Source organism: Hydrogenophaga sp. (assembly GCF_030656115.1).
Lineage (GTDB): Bacteria > Pseudomonadota > Gammaproteobacteria > Burkholderiales > Burkholderiaceae_C > Hydrogenophaga.
Map to the genome: position 1 here is coordinate 22,238 of NZ_JAUSOO010000015.1, position 15,069 is coordinate 37,306.

At 62.3% G+C, this 15,069-nt stretch carries 13 protein-coding genes; 5 read left to right on the plus strand and 8 right to left on the minus strand.

Features of this window, described 5'->3' with window-relative positions:
- Positions 1-6 precede the first annotated feature (6 nt).
- A complete protein-coding gene (locus Q7J58_RS01695; protein WP_304822509.1) occupies positions 7-1,773 on the minus strand; it encodes a Mu transposase C-terminal domain-containing protein in 1,767 nt (588 codons plus the stop codon).
- Between the two features lie 422 nt (positions 1,774-2,195).
- On the minus strand, positions 2,196-2,393 hold the full coding sequence (locus Q7J58_RS01700) for a DNA-binding protein (protein ID WP_304822512.1): 198 nt from the start codon (positions 2,391-2,393) through the stop codon (positions 2,196-2,198).
- A 54-nt stretch (positions 2,394-2,447) separates the two neighbouring features.
- Here Q7J58_RS01700 and Q7J58_RS01705 point away from each other — a divergent pair, with 54 nt between their 5' ends.
- The 3 genes from Q7J58_RS01705 to Q7J58_RS01715 all read left to right on the plus strand — a co-directional run bounded on the left by Q7J58_RS01705 (position 2,448) and on the right by Q7J58_RS01715 (position 6,269).
- Positions 2,448-3,071, plus strand: coding sequence for a helix-turn-helix transcriptional regulator (locus tag Q7J58_RS01705; protein ID WP_304822514.1), 624 nt, complete (start codon positions 2,448-2,450; stop codon positions 3,069-3,071).
- Positions 3,072-3,572: 501 nt separating this feature from the next.
- The gene (locus Q7J58_RS01710; protein WP_304822517.1) at positions 3,573-5,018 is read left to right on the plus strand and encodes a lipase family protein; all 1,446 of its coding nucleotides are present in this window, start codon (positions 3,573-3,575) and stop codon (positions 5,016-5,018) included.
- Between the two features lie 45 nt (positions 5,019-5,063).
- Complete coding sequence (locus Q7J58_RS01715) at positions 5,064-6,269, plus strand: porin (RefSeq protein WP_304822520.1); 1,206 nt, start codon at positions 5,064-5,066, stop codon at positions 6,267-6,269.
- A gap of 110 nt (positions 6,270-6,379) precedes the next feature.
- Here Q7J58_RS01715 and Q7J58_RS01720 read toward each other — a convergent pair whose 3' ends face one another.
- The 3 genes from Q7J58_RS01720 to purE are packed head-to-tail and all read right to left on the minus strand — an operon-like array spanning position 6,380 to position 9,189.
- Positions 6,380-7,387 carry an L-threonylcarbamoyladenylate synthase gene (locus tag Q7J58_RS01720; RefSeq protein WP_304822551.1) on the minus strand — a complete coding sequence of 336 codons (1,008 nt, stop codon included), beginning with the start codon at positions 7,385-7,387 and terminating at the stop codon, positions 6,380-6,382.
- A 46-nt stretch (positions 7,388-7,433) separates the two neighbouring features.
- Positions 7,434-8,672, minus strand: a complete 1,239-nt coding sequence (locus Q7J58_RS01725; RefSeq protein ID WP_304822523.1) for a 5-(carboxyamino)imidazole ribonucleotide synthase — start codon at positions 8,670-8,672, stop codon at positions 7,434-7,436.
- Positions 8,673-8,697: 25 nt separating this feature from the next.
- Positions 8,698-9,189: a 5-(carboxyamino)imidazole ribonucleotide mutase gene (gene purE / locus Q7J58_RS01730; RefSeq protein WP_304822525.1), complete on the minus strand. Its 492-nt coding sequence runs from the start codon at positions 9,187-9,189 to the stop codon at positions 8,698-8,700.
- Positions 9,190-9,343: 154 nt separating this feature from the next.
- Between purE and trxA the strand changes: the two genes are divergently transcribed.
- Positions 9,344-10,252, plus strand: coding sequence for a thioredoxin (gene trxA, locus Q7J58_RS01735; protein ID WP_304822528.1), 909 nt, complete (start codon positions 9,344-9,346; stop codon positions 10,250-10,252).
- 10 nt (positions 10,253-10,262) lie between these two features.
- On the opposite strand, the gene mgrA is transcribed toward trxA, so the two are convergent.
- On the minus strand, positions 10,263-11,303 hold the full coding sequence (gene mgrA / locus Q7J58_RS01740) for an L-glyceraldehyde 3-phosphate reductase (RefSeq protein WP_304822531.1): 1,041 nt from the start codon (positions 11,301-11,303) through the stop codon (positions 10,263-10,265).
- 102 nt (positions 11,304-11,405) lie between these two features.
- On the minus strand, positions 11,406-12,590 hold the full coding sequence (locus Q7J58_RS01745) for an ATP-binding protein (protein WP_304822534.1): 1,185 nt from the start codon (positions 12,588-12,590) through the stop codon (positions 11,406-11,408).
- Between the two features lie 335 nt (positions 12,591-12,925).
- Here Q7J58_RS01745 and Q7J58_RS01750 point away from each other — a divergent pair, with 335 nt between their 5' ends.
- Positions 12,926-13,612 carry a Fic family protein gene (locus Q7J58_RS01750; protein WP_304822537.1) on the plus strand — a complete coding sequence of 229 codons (687 nt, stop codon included), beginning with the start codon at positions 12,926-12,928 and terminating at the stop codon, positions 13,610-13,612.
- Between the two features lie 66 nt (positions 13,613-13,678).
- On the opposite strand, the gene Q7J58_RS01755 is transcribed toward Q7J58_RS01750, so the two are convergent.
- Positions 13,679-14,476 carry a DUF2971 domain-containing protein gene (locus Q7J58_RS01755; RefSeq protein WP_304822541.1) on the minus strand — a complete coding sequence of 266 codons (798 nt, stop codon included), beginning with the start codon at positions 14,474-14,476 and terminating at the stop codon, positions 13,679-13,681.
- Between the last annotated feature and the right edge of the window lie 593 nt (positions 14,477-15,069).

A 15,069-nucleotide genomic window follows, 5' to 3' on the forward strand; every position in this document is an offset into this window, starting at 1 on the left:
GTGCAATCAGGCCCCAGCCACCTTCTTTCCGGTTTCCTCGGGTGTTGACCCTTCCGAGGTCCTGCCGAAACTCTCCATATCCTTCAACCGCGCATCGCGGGCCGCTTCGGCCGCGCGGTCTTGCGCGTCGATCTCGTCGCCATACAACTGCATGGCCAGGTCGCTGAAGTCCGCCTTCGTGGCCGGCGCAGAGGATGCCGTTGGTTCCGCTTCCTCCATCGGGCGTAGCGATGGATGGGACCCGACAGCAAAGGGCAGCACTTGGCCGGGCTGCATCTCCAGTGCGGGCGCAGCCATGCGCTGCTCAATCTGTTCGATCTGCTGCACCTTGCGTCGAATCTGCGCGTTGGCGCGCTTCTCCAGGGCGAACTCGTAGTAGCTCAAGCTGCGGTAGCCTGACGCCTCCATGAACGTGGCTTCACACAGCAGCCGCCCCTGGAGGTCTTTGACCCAGACGCGACTTCCGTCCATCGTGTCGATGGCGACCATGACCTCTTCGCCGTTGAAGTCACCCAGCGCCGAGTGGTAGTAACGCTGCCCATTGAACGGGCTGACGGTTTCTCTCGTGACCGTCTTTCGCACATGAGGACGGAACAGGTCGATCAGACTGGCTTCGTCCATGGTGAAAGGTTGCCACCCCGCTTCCTTGGCAGCGTCCATGGCTCGCTGCGGCGTCATGTGCACCATGCGGCCGGAGGCTGGGTCTTTGAACTTGGGCAGGCTGGAATGCGGTGTGTTGTTGCTCTTGTGCACCTTGCCGTTGATCCAGTCCACGGCTTCCTCATAGCTGCCGAACACGATGCCCTTGCCTTGCGTCTGAGCCTGCCGCTTGAGCAAGTCGCGTTCACTCAGGTTGCCCGCACGAGCAGCTTTCACCATCTTCTCGGTGAGCTTCTTGACGCGCTTGTGGATGAGGGCGTCCATGCCTGCGCCCTGGTAGGTTGCCAACTCCCGCGCCTCGCGGTCCAGGTAGGTGTTGTAGTTCTCGCAGATGCCGTTGGCCTGGCTGTTGCCGACCTCTTGGGGGTGCACGATGCTGATACCTGCGCGGGTGGAAAGGCTGGAAATCGGGTCGAACTCGACATTGCGGTTCTTCACGCTGCCGGTGCTGTCTGTCTGCCAGACAGCCGGGACGCCGCCGACGCGGATGCAGTTCTCCAGACCTTTCAAGATAACTTCGGACGATTCCGACAGGCCAATGGCCGGCGGCGTCACGTAACGCGTTGCCAGGTCGTGGAAATGCCAGACCTCGTAAGTAACGAACTCCCCGGTAACTGGGTGGGGTGCCGTGAAGTGGGTTGCCCAGCCATCGGCATGTACCTCCACGAAAGGCTCCAGGCCATCCGCTGTGCGGTGCTGATACCTCTGGTGCGACCGCAGGCGACTGCCATGGTGGCGGCCCTTCATGGCATCGAGCTTGCTGTACTTGTCGCGGAAGAAGCGGGCCAGGGTGTCGTAGCTGATGGACTCCCCCCAGGCTGAATTCCAGTTCCCGGCCAACTGCTCATGCACCCACTTGAGGGTGGGTTTCTGCGGGCGAGCGAACAACTCGGCGGCGACCCACATCCAGGGCTTGGCCTGCATGTCGCGCGGGGGCTTCTTGGGCGTGAGGTCTTCTGCCGCCAGCCACCTGTAGAGGCTGCGTTCCGATGGGAAGCCAGCGGCCTGAACGGTGCCTTTGCGGCCGCGGCCGTCGCGGGCCATGCTCAGGATGGCCGAGGCCACGTTCGCCTCCAGGCGGCCTGCCTGTGCTTGGGTGAGAAAGGTAACCACTGCGCGCTTCAAGGAGCAGCCAGCCTGTTCCTGCAAGCGCAGGACGGCTGTGCGAACGGCTTGGCGGGCATCTCGGACGGCTCGGGTGTGCTCGGTTTCTTCGTGTGACACGCCTCCACGCGAGAGCAGTTCGGATTGAACTATGTTCCTTATCTGGCCCGAGCCCCCTCGTTGGGCCATCCATGTTGCATGAAGATGTGGGGGAAGCGAGTGGGCATTTACCTCATAGGTTTTGCCGCCACGACCCCTACGCCCCTGCAGCAGCCTGACCTGTAGGAGATGACCGTTCCATGGAAGTCCATCCAGAGCCCTGGCCAACGCGCGACTTGCCCGACGGTCTGCAATGCCAGCCAGGAGAGAAAACTCTTTTACACCCAGCCAATGGTGCGGATCAGCCACCATCATCACCAATGAATCTGCACTCAAACGTTGGCATCAATCACGCCGTCCTTGATGCCAAGCATCACGGCGATCTTGTGTGACTCTCCCCAACGACCCTTGACTCGGCCGTAGATCACAGCTCGGACCAGACGAGGATCAAAGCCGTGCTTCTTTGCCCACCCGCTTACTGTCTCTCCGCGATGTCGAATTTCGTTTAACGCTTGCTCGGGAGTCCTCATTCGGATACCTTTCTATGACAACAACTGTGAGCATGCTACCAATCGTTATCAAAGATGTCAAACGTTATCACCAATGATCGATTCGCGACTCGCCTGCGGCGGGAGAGAGAGCGCCTGGGCCTCACGCAGCAGGAGTTTGCAGCCAAGGTCGGCGTAAGCCGGATGTCGCAAGTTAACTACGAATCCGGGAAGCGATACCCTGGGGAGGAGTACTTCACGAACCTGAAGAAGATCAAGGGGCTTGACAGGTTCTATTTAGCGATTGGTCAGCACGAACATGACACCTCCGACGCAACAATTGGGGCGCTCCACTTGTTTCATGCCACCGCTGAGGCTCTGGATCTGGACAACGATGCGTTTAGCGTTGCATGGGAAGAGATGACTCAGTGCGCCGCGATCAACGTTCCTCAAGACACCCCAGAGTCTTGGCGGCAGATAGAGGAGACCGCATGTCGTTATGCGAAAGATGTCTTGTCGCATTCTCCAGTGATCTTGAACGAAGACGCTTTTCTAGAAGTTCTGCAAAGGATTGAGGAAGTGCTGACTGTGGCCGAGAGTCCCACTGTGCTATCCCCACAGAAAAAGGCTCGCCTTGTGCTGATGCTGTACAGGCAGTACCGCTCAGCAGGAAAACTCGACTGGAACGTTATCTACGATGCGATCCTGCTTGCTGGGTAGAGCGGAAATGTGGCCTAAGTGTGGCTTTATAGAGGGCCTTTGTTTACTTCAACGGGTAGCAGCCATGGTCGGCACGACCATGAAACGTGTCAACAGACAGGTAGCGGCAATGACACGGCACCCCAGCCGCGTCAGGCAGGGCCGTGCCCCTTTGAGCTTTGAATGTGATGTGCCGTGCAGGCACTCCAGCCTCGTAGAGCCACGCACTTTGCTTCACAGATCGCCTGTTTTGTGCCAATAACTGCTCAAACCAGCCCATTCCGGCGCTTTGGCTGATGCAAATTGGCTCATTCCGTACCTCCCAAAAAAATCCAGGCACAGCAACGACTTAGGCTCATTTCATGGGCCATTCCAGCGTGCCAAAACGGGTACACCCCCACACTTGCGCTGGTAGTAACCCTCTGTTTTCAACGAGGGTCTGGCTCTACTATCTCCAGCTGAAAATAGAACGGTCGTTCTTTTTACTTCTTGGATTTCGTTACACACCAGCAGGAGACACGCATGAAGTTCTTGAAATTGGCGGCGATTTCGGCCGCTTGCATCAGCGTTTTGGCGGGCTGCGGCGGCGGTGACAGCCCCGACGCGGGCAGCAGTTTCGACCTGAGTGGTGCGCCAGGCAGCCTGATCGCGACCCCAACGGCCCTGACCACGCTCACGCCCGCGGCCTTCACTGAAGCCTTGGAGAAAGCCCTGGGCGTGGCCGATGCTGCCAATCTGTTCAAGATCACAGAAGTGCCCAAGTGCGACATCACGTTCAATTATTTTCAGTACGGTACCGTGGGTGGCGCCGGTGAGAAAACGTCCGCGTCGGGCGGCATCATGGTGCCCGGCGGCACCGACCCCGCCTGCACCGGCCCACGCCCGGTGCTGCTGTACGCGCACGGCACCAGCACCAACAAAAACCTGAATATGGCCAACCCAGACGGAAACCGTGAAGCGGCCCTGGTGGCCGCCATGTACGCCGCACAGGGCTACATCGTGGTGGCACCCAACTACGCGGGCTACGAGTCCTCACCGCTGCCTTACCACCCGTACCTGAATCTGGAACAGCAAGCGCAAGATGTGGTGGACGCACTGACCGCCGCCCGCAAAGGGTTTGCGACCATCAACGCCAACGCCAACGCCAACAGCAAGCTCTTCGTGAGCGGTTATTCGCAAGGCGGCTTCGTGTCGATGGCAGCGCAGCGCAAACTGCAATTGGCTGGCACGCCGGTGACCGCGGGCGCACACCACTCGGGCCCTTACAACCTGGGACGATTTGGGGACGCTGTTTACAGCGGCAATGTGAACCTGGGTGCCACCCTTTTCAGCCCCCTGCTGAACACCAGCTTCCAGCGCACCTACGGCAACATCTACGCCAGCCCGAGCGAGATGTACGAGGCCACGTTCGCCACAGGCATCGAAACCCTGCTGCCCAGCACCACGCCGCTGAACACGCTGCTGAGCACAGGCAAGCTGCCGGCCACGGCGCTGTTTGCGGCGGACAGTCTGCCCAAACCAGCCGGGTTTGAACTCTTTTTCGGCACCCCCAACCTGATCAAGACCAGCTACCGCAATGCGGTGCTGGCCGATGCCGTTGCCAACCCGACCGCGCCCCAGCACCCGCTGCGCGTGGCCGCTTACAAGAACGATCTGCTGGCCCAGAACTGGACACCCGCCCAGCCCATGCTGCTGTGCGGCGGCAACGCCGACCCCACGGTGTTCTTCAGCGCCAACACCAGCACCGCCAAGGCGTATTTCAATGGCAAGGGCGTGCCAGACCAGGCGGTGACGGTGCTGGATGTGGACAGCGCACCGGCTGGCGCCAACGACCCATTCCTGATGGCCAAGGGCGGCTTTGCACAAGCCAAAGCGGCAGCGGGCAGCGCAGCGCTAGAAAAGTACCACGGCGAACTGGTACCACCTTTCTGTCACGCAGCGGCACGCGGCTACTTCACCCAGTTTTAAAGCCCGGCTCAAGACCGTATCTTTCAACACACAGAGCACATCAATATGAAAAAAACTTTCATTGCTGCAGCGGCCACCCTGGCCTGCGCAGGCGCGTGGGCACAAGTCACGCTGTACGGCCTGGCCGATGTCGGCATCACCCGGGTGAGTGGCTACGCGCAAGGCAGCGTGACCCAGCTCAACAGCGGCATCATGGAGGGCTCGCGCTGGGGCATCAAGTCTGAGGAAGACCTGGGGGGTGGCTACAAAGCCCTCGTCACCCTGGAAAGCCGCGTCGAGCTCGATACGGGCGGGCTGGGCAACCGCCCTGCCTCGGGCAACCAACTGCCCGACCGCCTCACCGCCGGACTGCCACCCGCCGTGGCAGCAGCCCTGACCAACGCCGCCATCGGGCCTTCGCTGGGCGTCAACCTCACCAACACCGCCTTCGACCGCCAGGCCTGGGTCGGGCTGGTCACGCCCGTTGGGGGCTTCTTGATGGGTCGCCAGTACACGCCCGCCTTCGAGGCGTTTGCGACGTTTGACACCATGAACACGCAGAGCGCCCTGTCGGCGGCCCAGCTGGTGACGATCCCTGTAGGGCTCGATATCCGCTACAACAACGCCGTTCAATACCGCATCGTCCAGGGCCCCTGGAACGCCGCGCTGATGTACGGCATGGGCGAAGGCGCCAACAGCTCCAGCAACCGGCTGCTGGGCATCAACACCTTGTACAAGGGCAGCGCCTTCAATGTGGGCTTCGGCATGAACAGCAAGAAGAATTCGGCTGGGCAGCAGGCGCTCAAAACCACGGTGCTGGGCGCATCGACGGCCCGGGGCGACTGGATCGTCTCGGGCATGTTCGCCCGCATTCAGGAACCCAACCCTTCATCGGGCCCTGAACTGAGTGCAGGCCTCACGTTGGGTGGTGTGCCCGCACCGTTGATCAGCACCGTGCTGGACCGGCTCAAGCAAGACGCCAACCTGATCCATGTGGGAGCCCGCTACAACCTGGGCGCGGCTGGCCACATCACGGTGGCTTACAACAAGCTCAACGACAAACGCGCCTCCAACGCCGACATCAGCTCCTACGGCGTGGCCTACACCTATCCGTTGTCCAAGCGCACCAACCTGAACGCCGTGCTCACCCGCTTCAACAACAGCGCCACCGCGCAAGCGGCCCCTGGCGGCAACGGCTATTTGGGCGGGGTGACGGCCACCGCAGGACGCGACTCGACGTCGCTCGCACTGGGCATGCGCCACAGCTTCTGAGCCAAAGGCCCGGTCACGGGCCTATCCGACCCAGGTGGTTCAGCGAATCACCGATCCTCAGCGCAAAGCGCACCGGTCGTGGTGGCGGTCAACCCGCTGCCACGACCGCTTCAAGCCGCCGCCCGCTGCAACCGGTCCCGCACGCCGTCCCATTCGGGGCTGGCGGGCGGGGTTTCCACCCAGATGAGTTTTACGCCGATGGCGTCCAACTCGCGCAGGGTGGCAAACAGCGCCTGGGCGGCTTGCACGGCGTCGTCGGGCATGCGGCGCACGGTCACGCCCGGGGCGGCTTTCAGCGTGGCACGGGCGTACACCGCAATGTGCCGGGCATCCGTACCCAGCAGGTCCAGCGCGGCTTGCAGGGGCTGAGCGGCCATGAGCCGCACCTTGGCGTTGGGCGCGTAGTGCGATTCGAGCGTGCCCGAGGCGCGCGGGGCAGCGCCATCGCGCTCGCGCAGCGGCTGGCCGCAAGCGGCCTCCAGCTGCGCCTGCGTGACCATGCCGGGGCGCAGCAGCACCGGATAACCCCGGCTGCAATCGACGATGGTGGACTCGATGCCCACCGGGCAGGCGCCGCCATCCAGAATCAACAAGGCTTCGTCGGGCAGTTGGGCGAATTCTTCGGCCACGTGCGCCGCGGTGGTGGGGCTGACGCGGCCAAAGCGGTTGGCGCTGGGTGCGGCCACGCCGTGCACGCCGTGGGCGCGGGCCGCTGTCAGCAGCGCCTGTGCCACCGGGTGCGACGGGCAGCGCAGGCCCACCGAGTCTTGCCCGCCGGCCGACACGGCGGCCACACCGTCGCGGCGCGGCAAGATCAGTGTGAGCGGGCCGGGCCAGAAGGCGTGCATGAGCGCCAGGGCAAAGTCGGGCAACTCGCGGGCGTAATGGTCCACCCCGGCGCGCCAGCCTTGGGCACCGCCACCAGGCGCCAGGTGCACGATGAGCGGGTGGTCGCTGGGGCGGCCTTTGGCTTCAAAAATGCGGTGCACCGCGCTGGCGTTGTCGGCATCCGCCGCCAGGCCATACACGGTTTCGGTGGGCATGCCCACCAGCGAGCCGGCGGCCAGGCGCTGCGCCGCCTGCTCGATGGCGGCGGGGTCGGCGGCGTTGAGAAGCAAAGGCATGGGTGGCAAACGCTCAGGCGTTTCAGGCGTTTCAGGCGTTTCAGGCGTCCAGCGCGGGCAAGCCCAGCAGCGCCAGCACCTTCGCCGCCGTCTCGCGCACCTCGGCCACGGTGGGCGCGGTGATGTTCAGGTGGCCCATCTTGCGGCCCGGGCGGGCGCTGAGCTTGCCGTACAGGTGCAGGTGGGTGCCGGACAGCGCCAGCACCTGCGCCCACGGCGGCGACACGGGTTGTGCGCTGGGCTGGGCGCGCACGCCGTTGGCGTCGAACCACAAGTCACCCAGCAGGTTGACCATGATGGCCGGGCTGTGCTGGCGCGGCGTGGGCAGCGGCAGGCCGGCCAGGGCGCGCACCTGGGCTTCAAACTGGGAAATGTCGCAGGCGTTTTGTGTGTAGTGGCCGCTGTTGTGGGGGCGCGGCGCCATTTCGTTCACGATCAGGTCCAAGCCGCCCTGGCCATCGTCCACCAGGAAATATTCCACGCACAGCACGCCCACATAGTTCAGGTGGTTCGCAATGGCCACCGTGCTGGCGCGGGCGCGCTCGGCCAGCACGGCGGGCACCGCGCCCTCGTACACAGCGGTCAGCGCCAGAATGCCGTCGCGGTGGGTGTTGGCCTGCACCGGAAAGCTCACGCTCTGGCCGTCGGAGCCGCGCGCCACGATCACCGAGCACTCGGCCTGCAGCGGCATGAGTTTTTCCAGCACGCAAGACACGCCACCCAACTGCGCCCAGGCGGCGGCCAGCTCGTCGCGGTTGTTCACGCGCACCTGGCCTTTGCCGTCGTAGCCCAGGCGGGCGGTTTTCAAAATGCCGGGCAGCAAATCGGCGGGCACGGCGGCCAGCAGCTCGGCGCTGGTGATGGCGGCATAGGGCGCGGGGTACACGCCGCTGAGGGGCGCGCACTGCACAAAGTGCGACTTTTCCTTGATGCGGTCTTGCGCCACCGCCACACACGCGGCCGACGGGGCCACCGGCCGGTGCGCGCCCAGCGTGCCCAGCGCGGGCGCGGGCACGTTTTCAAACTCGGTGGTGATGGCTTCGCAGCGCTGCATCAGCTGGGCCAGGCCCTGCTCGTCGCCGTAAGGCGTCTGGATGTGAAAGTGGCTGATCAGCCCGGCCGGGCTGGCGGGGTCCGGGTCGAGCACCGCCGTGAAATAACCCATGGCCTGGGCCGCCTGCACAAACATGCGGCCCAGCTGCCCACCGCCCATCACGCCCAGCGTGATCTGCTGGCCGCTGGCCGAGGTGCTGCCGGGAAGAAGGGGCTTGAAACTCATGGGTGAATGCTCGGAAAAGGGTGGGTCATTCGGTGGGCAAGGTCATGTTGCGCGCGGCTTCGGTTTGCGCAGCGCGAAAGGCTTCGAGCTTGTCGCGCAGCGCCGGGCTTTCGCTGGCCAGCAGCGCCACCGCAAACAGCGCCGCATTGGCCGCACCCGCCGGGCCAATGGCAAACGTGGCCACCGGAATGCCCTTGGGCATTTGCACAATGCTGTGCAGCGAATCCACGCCCGAGAGCGCCTTGGACTGCACCGGCACACCCAGCACCGGCACCACGGTTTTGGCCGCGATCATGCCCGGCAAGTGAGCGGCACCGCCCGCGCCCGCGATGATGGCCTTGAGCCCACGGCCCACGGCCGCCTCGGCGTAGGCAAACATGTCGTCGGGCATGCGGTGGGCCGACACCACGCGGGCCTCGTGCGTGATGCCGAAATCTTTGAGAATCTGCACGGCGTGCTGCATGGTGTCCCAGTCGCTGCTGGAGCCCATGACCACGCCCACTTGGATGGGGTTCATGTTGTGTGCCTTTTACCCGTCGATTGAGTAGCCGGGTGCCTGGAGACAGAGACGCGCCTGAAAATCTGCCCGCCTCCGGTAAAGTGTCGATTTTACGTTTCGCGCCCCTGCGCCGCCGTGCGCCGCATGGGCGCACCCCATTCCAGAGACCGCCATGATCGACGTCACCCTTGCCAACTTTGAAACCGAAGTCATTGAAGCTTCGCAACACACGCCCGTGCTGGTGGACTTCTGGGCGCCGTGGTGCGGGCCCTGCAAGGTCATCGGCCCGCTGCTGGAGAAAATTGAAGCCGCCTACGCAGGCCGTTTCAAGCTGGTGAAAATTGACACCGAACAGGAACAACAACTGGCGGGCGCCTTTGGCATCAAGAGCATTCCCACCTGCGTGCTGATGGTGAACGGCCAGCCGGTGGACGGTTTCATGGGCGCACTGCCCGAAGGCCAGATCAATGCCTTTCTGGACAAGCACCTGCCCGCGCCCGAGGTGCTGGAAGCCGCCGAAGAAGAAGCCGACGCCCTGCAAGCCCTGGCCGCTGGCGATGTGCAAGGCGCGCTGGACAAGCTGCACCACGCGGTGCAAACCGACCCCGAAAACGACGACGCCCGCTTTGATCTGGTGAAACTGCTGCTGGAGCTGGACCGCGACGACGAGGCCAAGGTGGCGTTTGCGCCGGTGATTGCCAAGTCCATGGCGGTGCGCCGGCTCGACTCGCTCAACCGCTGGATGAAAGCGCGCGACGCCCAAGACGGGGTGGCAGACCCGCAAGCCCATGCCACCGATTTGCAAACCCGCATCGCCGCCAACAAACGCGACTTTGACAGCCGCTTTGCCCTGGCCCAACTGCTGCTGGCCCACAACCAGTTTGTGCCCGCCATGGACGCGCTGCTGGAGATTCTGATGCGCGACAAAGCCTGGAACGAAGACCTGGCCCGCAAAACCTACATCGCCATCCTGGACATCATCGAGCCGCCCAAGCCCAAAGTGGCCGAAGGCCAGGTGCCGCCCGAAGACCCCACGGTGGCCACCTACCGCCGGCGCTTGTCGAGCGTGGTGTTGAGCTGAGGCGCAGCCCTCAAGGTCGCTGATCGGTCGAGGGCTTTTTCCAGAGGTTGATGCCACCGTCCACCGCGTGTTGGTCGATGGCGGCCAACTCGTCGGCGCTGAAGTCCAGCTGGTTCAGCGCGCCCACCAGCTCGGTGATCTGCCCGGGTTTGCTCGCGCCAATCAGGGCCGAGGTCATGCCCGGCTGGCGCAGCACCCAGGCCACGGCCATCTGCGCCAGGCTCTGGCCACGTGCCTGTGCAATGCCGTTCAAGGCGCGCACATGCGCCAGGTTCTGCGCGCTCAGGTGGTCGGTGGTGAAGGAGCCGCCGCCGGGGCGGTTGATGCGCGCGTCGGCCGGCACGCCGTTCAGGTATTTGTTGGTCAGCAGGCCTTGCGCCAGCGGGCTGAAGGCGATGCAGCCCATGCCCTCGGCTTGCAGGGTGTCGAGCAAATCTTCTTCCACCCAGCGGTTCATGAGGCTGTACGACGGTTGGTGGATCAGCAGCGGCACACCCATGCCGCGCAAAATGGCCGCCGCTTCGCGGGTTTTGCCGGCCGAATAGCTGGAAATGCCCACATACAGCGCCTTGCCCTGCTGCACGGCGCTGGCCAGCGCGCCCATGGTTTCTTCCAGCGGGGTGTCGGGGTCGAAGCGGTGCGAATAGAAGATGTCCACATAGTCCAGCCCCATGCGCTTCAAGCTCTGGTCCAGGCTGGCGAGCACGTATTTGCGCGAACCGCCACCCTGCCCATACGGCCCGGGCCACATGTCCCAGCCCGCTTTGCTGGAGATGATCAGCTCGTCGCGGTAGGGTTTGAAGTCGCGCCGCAGGTGTTCGCCGAAATTGGTCTCGGCGCTGCCTGCGGGCGGGCCGTAGTTGTTGGCCAGGTCGAAGTGGGTAATGCCCAGATCAAACGCGGTGCGCAACATGGCGCGCTGGGTTTCCATGGGCGTGGCATCGCCAAAGTTGTGCCACAGACCCAGGGTGATGCTGGGCAGCTTGAGGCCGCTTTTGCCAACGGTGCGGTAGGGCATGCGGTCGTAGCGCTGGGGGTGGGCGGTGTACATGGTTGCGTCTCTGTGGTTGGGGGGTGGTGCACTCTACCCAGTAACCCGGTGGTAACCGTGTCGTTTTGGGGAACAAACACTGCCCATTCGCTCCCTTCACAGCTACGCTTTGCTCGGCTTCTCCACGTAATTGCGGATTAGGTACTCGTTGAACATAGGGACAGTGAAAGCAATGTCGCCGTGAGACGGGCTGTAGATCATTCCTTTGCTGATAATCTGCGCGCGCCGCGGGCCGAGGCTTTGATGGGTTTCGTTTAGAGCGTCTGCGACTTCCGATGATCGGTACGGCCCGGCACCCAGTTTGGCCATCGCGATCACGTACTCTCGCTCTTTGGGCGTTAAACGGTCAAATCGCACCTTGAAGAAGCCTTCGTCCAGCCGCTTTGTCGCCTCTCCGGCAGCCTTCGATGCATCTTCCCGCTTGATGCCCGGTCCCTCGGCGAGGTTCCAGCACTGATAGCCCCACTCCTGCAGAAAGTAGGGATAGCCTTTGGTCTTTGCCAGGATCTCGCTGATAGCAGCGTCCTCAATTTGCTCACCCTCACTCTCGACTGGCTGCTTAATGGCGGTCTTCGCATCCATCTCCACAAGCGCACCAACCGCAGGGTAGTGAAAAAGTCGTTCTGCGTAGGATTTCGCATCGCCCGAAAGAGCTGCAACCTGCGGCAGCCCTGCACCAAAGAATAAAACAGGCAATGCCTTTTGATTGACCTTGTGGAGAGCAACTATCAGAGCGGCCAGATCTTCAGAGCGCAGGTACTGAACTTCATCAATGAGCAGTGTCCAGGCCTTACCGGCGGCCTTTGCGGCCTCGCCTACGCGCACAAACAATTCGGTTAGGTCTGCCTCCATATCCCCGCTGTCCGCAACGCCTATTTCCGGGTCAACCGAAATGGAAGCGTCTCCGTACGAGAGTTTGAACGCAGAGGCGAAAGAGCGAAGCGCCCGAAGAGCCTGATGGGCTTTGGCCTTCGCGTTCTGCGACGTGGAGAGTTTGCGCAAGACCTGGTTGATCTTGGGCACAAGCAACTCACTGAGCACCTTGCCCTCTGGCGCTTCTATGGCAGATGTCAGGTGCCCTGCGGTTTCGGCCATCTCTTCGATTTTGTTCAGCAGCACCGTTTTGCCTACGCCACGCAGGCCAAGCAGCATCTGTGAGCGGCTGGGCTTGCCTATCAGCGCCCTTTGAATGGCTATCTGCGCGTCCTGAAGGATGGCATCTCTTCCGGCAAGCTCCGGCGGCCTGCTCCCAGCGCCCGGGGCAAATGGGTTTCTCACAGCATCCATGGCAATTCCTGTGGTCAGAATTCTATAGAGTTCTATGAAAGTATATCTTGATAAAGATATACATAACTAGACAAATCCAGAAGGTAGGACGTCACGTTTCCAGCCGCGGCCGACAACGCCCGCGTGCAGACCGACACCCTGATCGCGCTGCACGCCTTCCTGTCAGAGGCTGAGCGTTTTTCGGGCGTGTCCGAGCGACACCTCAAAACGTGCCCGATCAAGGCGCAAAGCACAGCCATAGCCAGGCTATGGCGCGTATTTGCAACGCCGTGCGGGTCCGTTTTGGGGTGGCGAGCGGGCATGAACGAAAGACTCTCAGCCTCTCAGACGGCCTGATGGCCGCCCCCACCGCCGTGGGCCGCGTGCGCCGCCGCGCCGTGGAGATCGGCGGCAGCGTTTACCTGCCCATGGCCCTGCCCCAGCGGCTGGAGGAACTGTTTGGCATCGTGGTGCAGATGGCCGCCGAGATCACCGACCCGTTCGAGCAGGCGTTTTTTCTGATGGTGCACCTGCCCTACCTGCAACCATTTGAGGACGTGAACAAACGCGTCTCGCGGCTGGCGGCCAACATCCCGTTCATCCGGCACAACCTCTGCCCGCTGTCCTTCATCGACGTGCCGCAACAGGCCTACGTGAACGCCATGCTGGGGGTGTACGAACTTAGCCGCGTGGAGCTGCTGCGCGACGTGTTTGTGTGGGCTTATGAACGCTCATGCCAGCAGTACGTGGCGATCCAGCAGACCCTGGTGCCGCCAGACATCTTCCGGCTGCGCCACCGGCAGGCCCTGGCCGAGGTGGTCGCCGCCATCGTGCGGCAAGGTGAAGCCGCCACCGAGCAGGCGGTGAAGAGCAAGATCCCGGCCTCGGTGCCACTGGCCGAGCACGCGCATTTCACATCGCTGGTGCTGGCCGAGTTTGGCTCGCTGCATGCGGGGAATGCGGTGCGGTTTGGGATTCGGCCGCTGGCATTTGCTGCGTGGAAGCGGGGGCACTCGGCGGGCGGTGAGTCAGGCTTCGGCTGACGGCTGACGGCTGACGGCTGACGGCCAGCGTATGGCGGCCGCGCGCATACCGGTCAGCCAGTCACTTTAGGCGTCGTGAAACTCAAGCGCGTAGTCGTCGCTCCTGCGATGTGACTTTAAAAGCCTTGCTCCTGGGAACCCGACCCTCAAGAGAGTTGTGAGCCGCGTTTGCACTTCTCGGTCCATACGACACCCAAAGTACACGGCTTTTAGTTCAGCCGGCCTGATCGGAATGAAGTCGTGATCTGTGGTGTCTGAGAATGGGTACCAAACTCGCCATTCCTGCTCGTATGCCCAATGGTTGCTCTTGACATATGCGTATCGCCGATAGAGCGACTGAACGTCAAGGCGCTTCAACGACAGCAGATCGTCTATGAATTCCTCTTCGGAGAAGAACGAGGGCGGACACGGACGGTACTCCACAGGCGCGGCAACAGAGAGCAGGTTGTCCTCCTCCGGAAGCGACCAAAACTCGAATACCGCACCAGTGTGGTTCTGGGCATAGTGAGCCCACATGAGCAAGTTATCGCGCACCTCGCTGACACAGAAAACCCTGGCGCCGGGCAAAAGCCTTGACCACCAATGCTCCTGATACTGCCTCTGGGTTTCGCGAATCGTGCGGACGATCCGTCGCAGGGGCTCTGCACCATAGGCGGTCTTCAGTACCGCAGGAATACCCCGCGAGGGGTAGTGCTCCCGAACCAACAAGACAAGTTTTCCCCACACATCCTCCGTATCTACTGTGGGTGGCAGCGGCGACATGGCCAAATCCTCAAGTCGGCGCAAGACCTTTCCGGGTAAGGAGTCTATGTCGAAGGAGAAGTGCAATCCAGCCTGTACGTCGAACGGGTCGTTGAATGTCAATGGTGATGAGTATTGAACCGTTCGAGATTCAGCCACGATGCATGCTGTCACAGGCGACATGTACTTATAGAACGGTCGTCGTCCGGGACTTTGACTGTGAATAGTCATTTAGCGATCTCACTTCTGGGGCCCAGACCATCACTGGCCGATTGGGACCGCTTGACCGAGGGCTCTCAATCTCCCCGCTGCAACTATCGAATGTTGGTCGGACCACGGAACTGAGGCTGAATTTGTTCAGTTGTGTAGCAACGCATTCCACCTGAGCCCACTGGTGTGTAGCGCTGCACCTTGCCGTCACGGATGTAGAAGATGTTGTTACAAGCCGCGAAGCGCTGTACGCAACTCGCAAACTGGTTATAGGAGGCGTAGCTCAACTGTTTGCCGTAAACGTTGCCACCACCGGAACACTGGCCTAAGTTGACGCCATTGACGAAATTCCAGATTTCAGTGCCATCTGAGAGAGTGAGAATTTTTCTCCCCCGCCTTCAAGCTGGCACGGTAATGGCTTGGTAGTGAGCATGACAACGCGCCCCGACCTCAACGCCACCGAGCTCGCGGTGGCTGGCCTGTTCGAAGACCTTCCGGTGCCAACT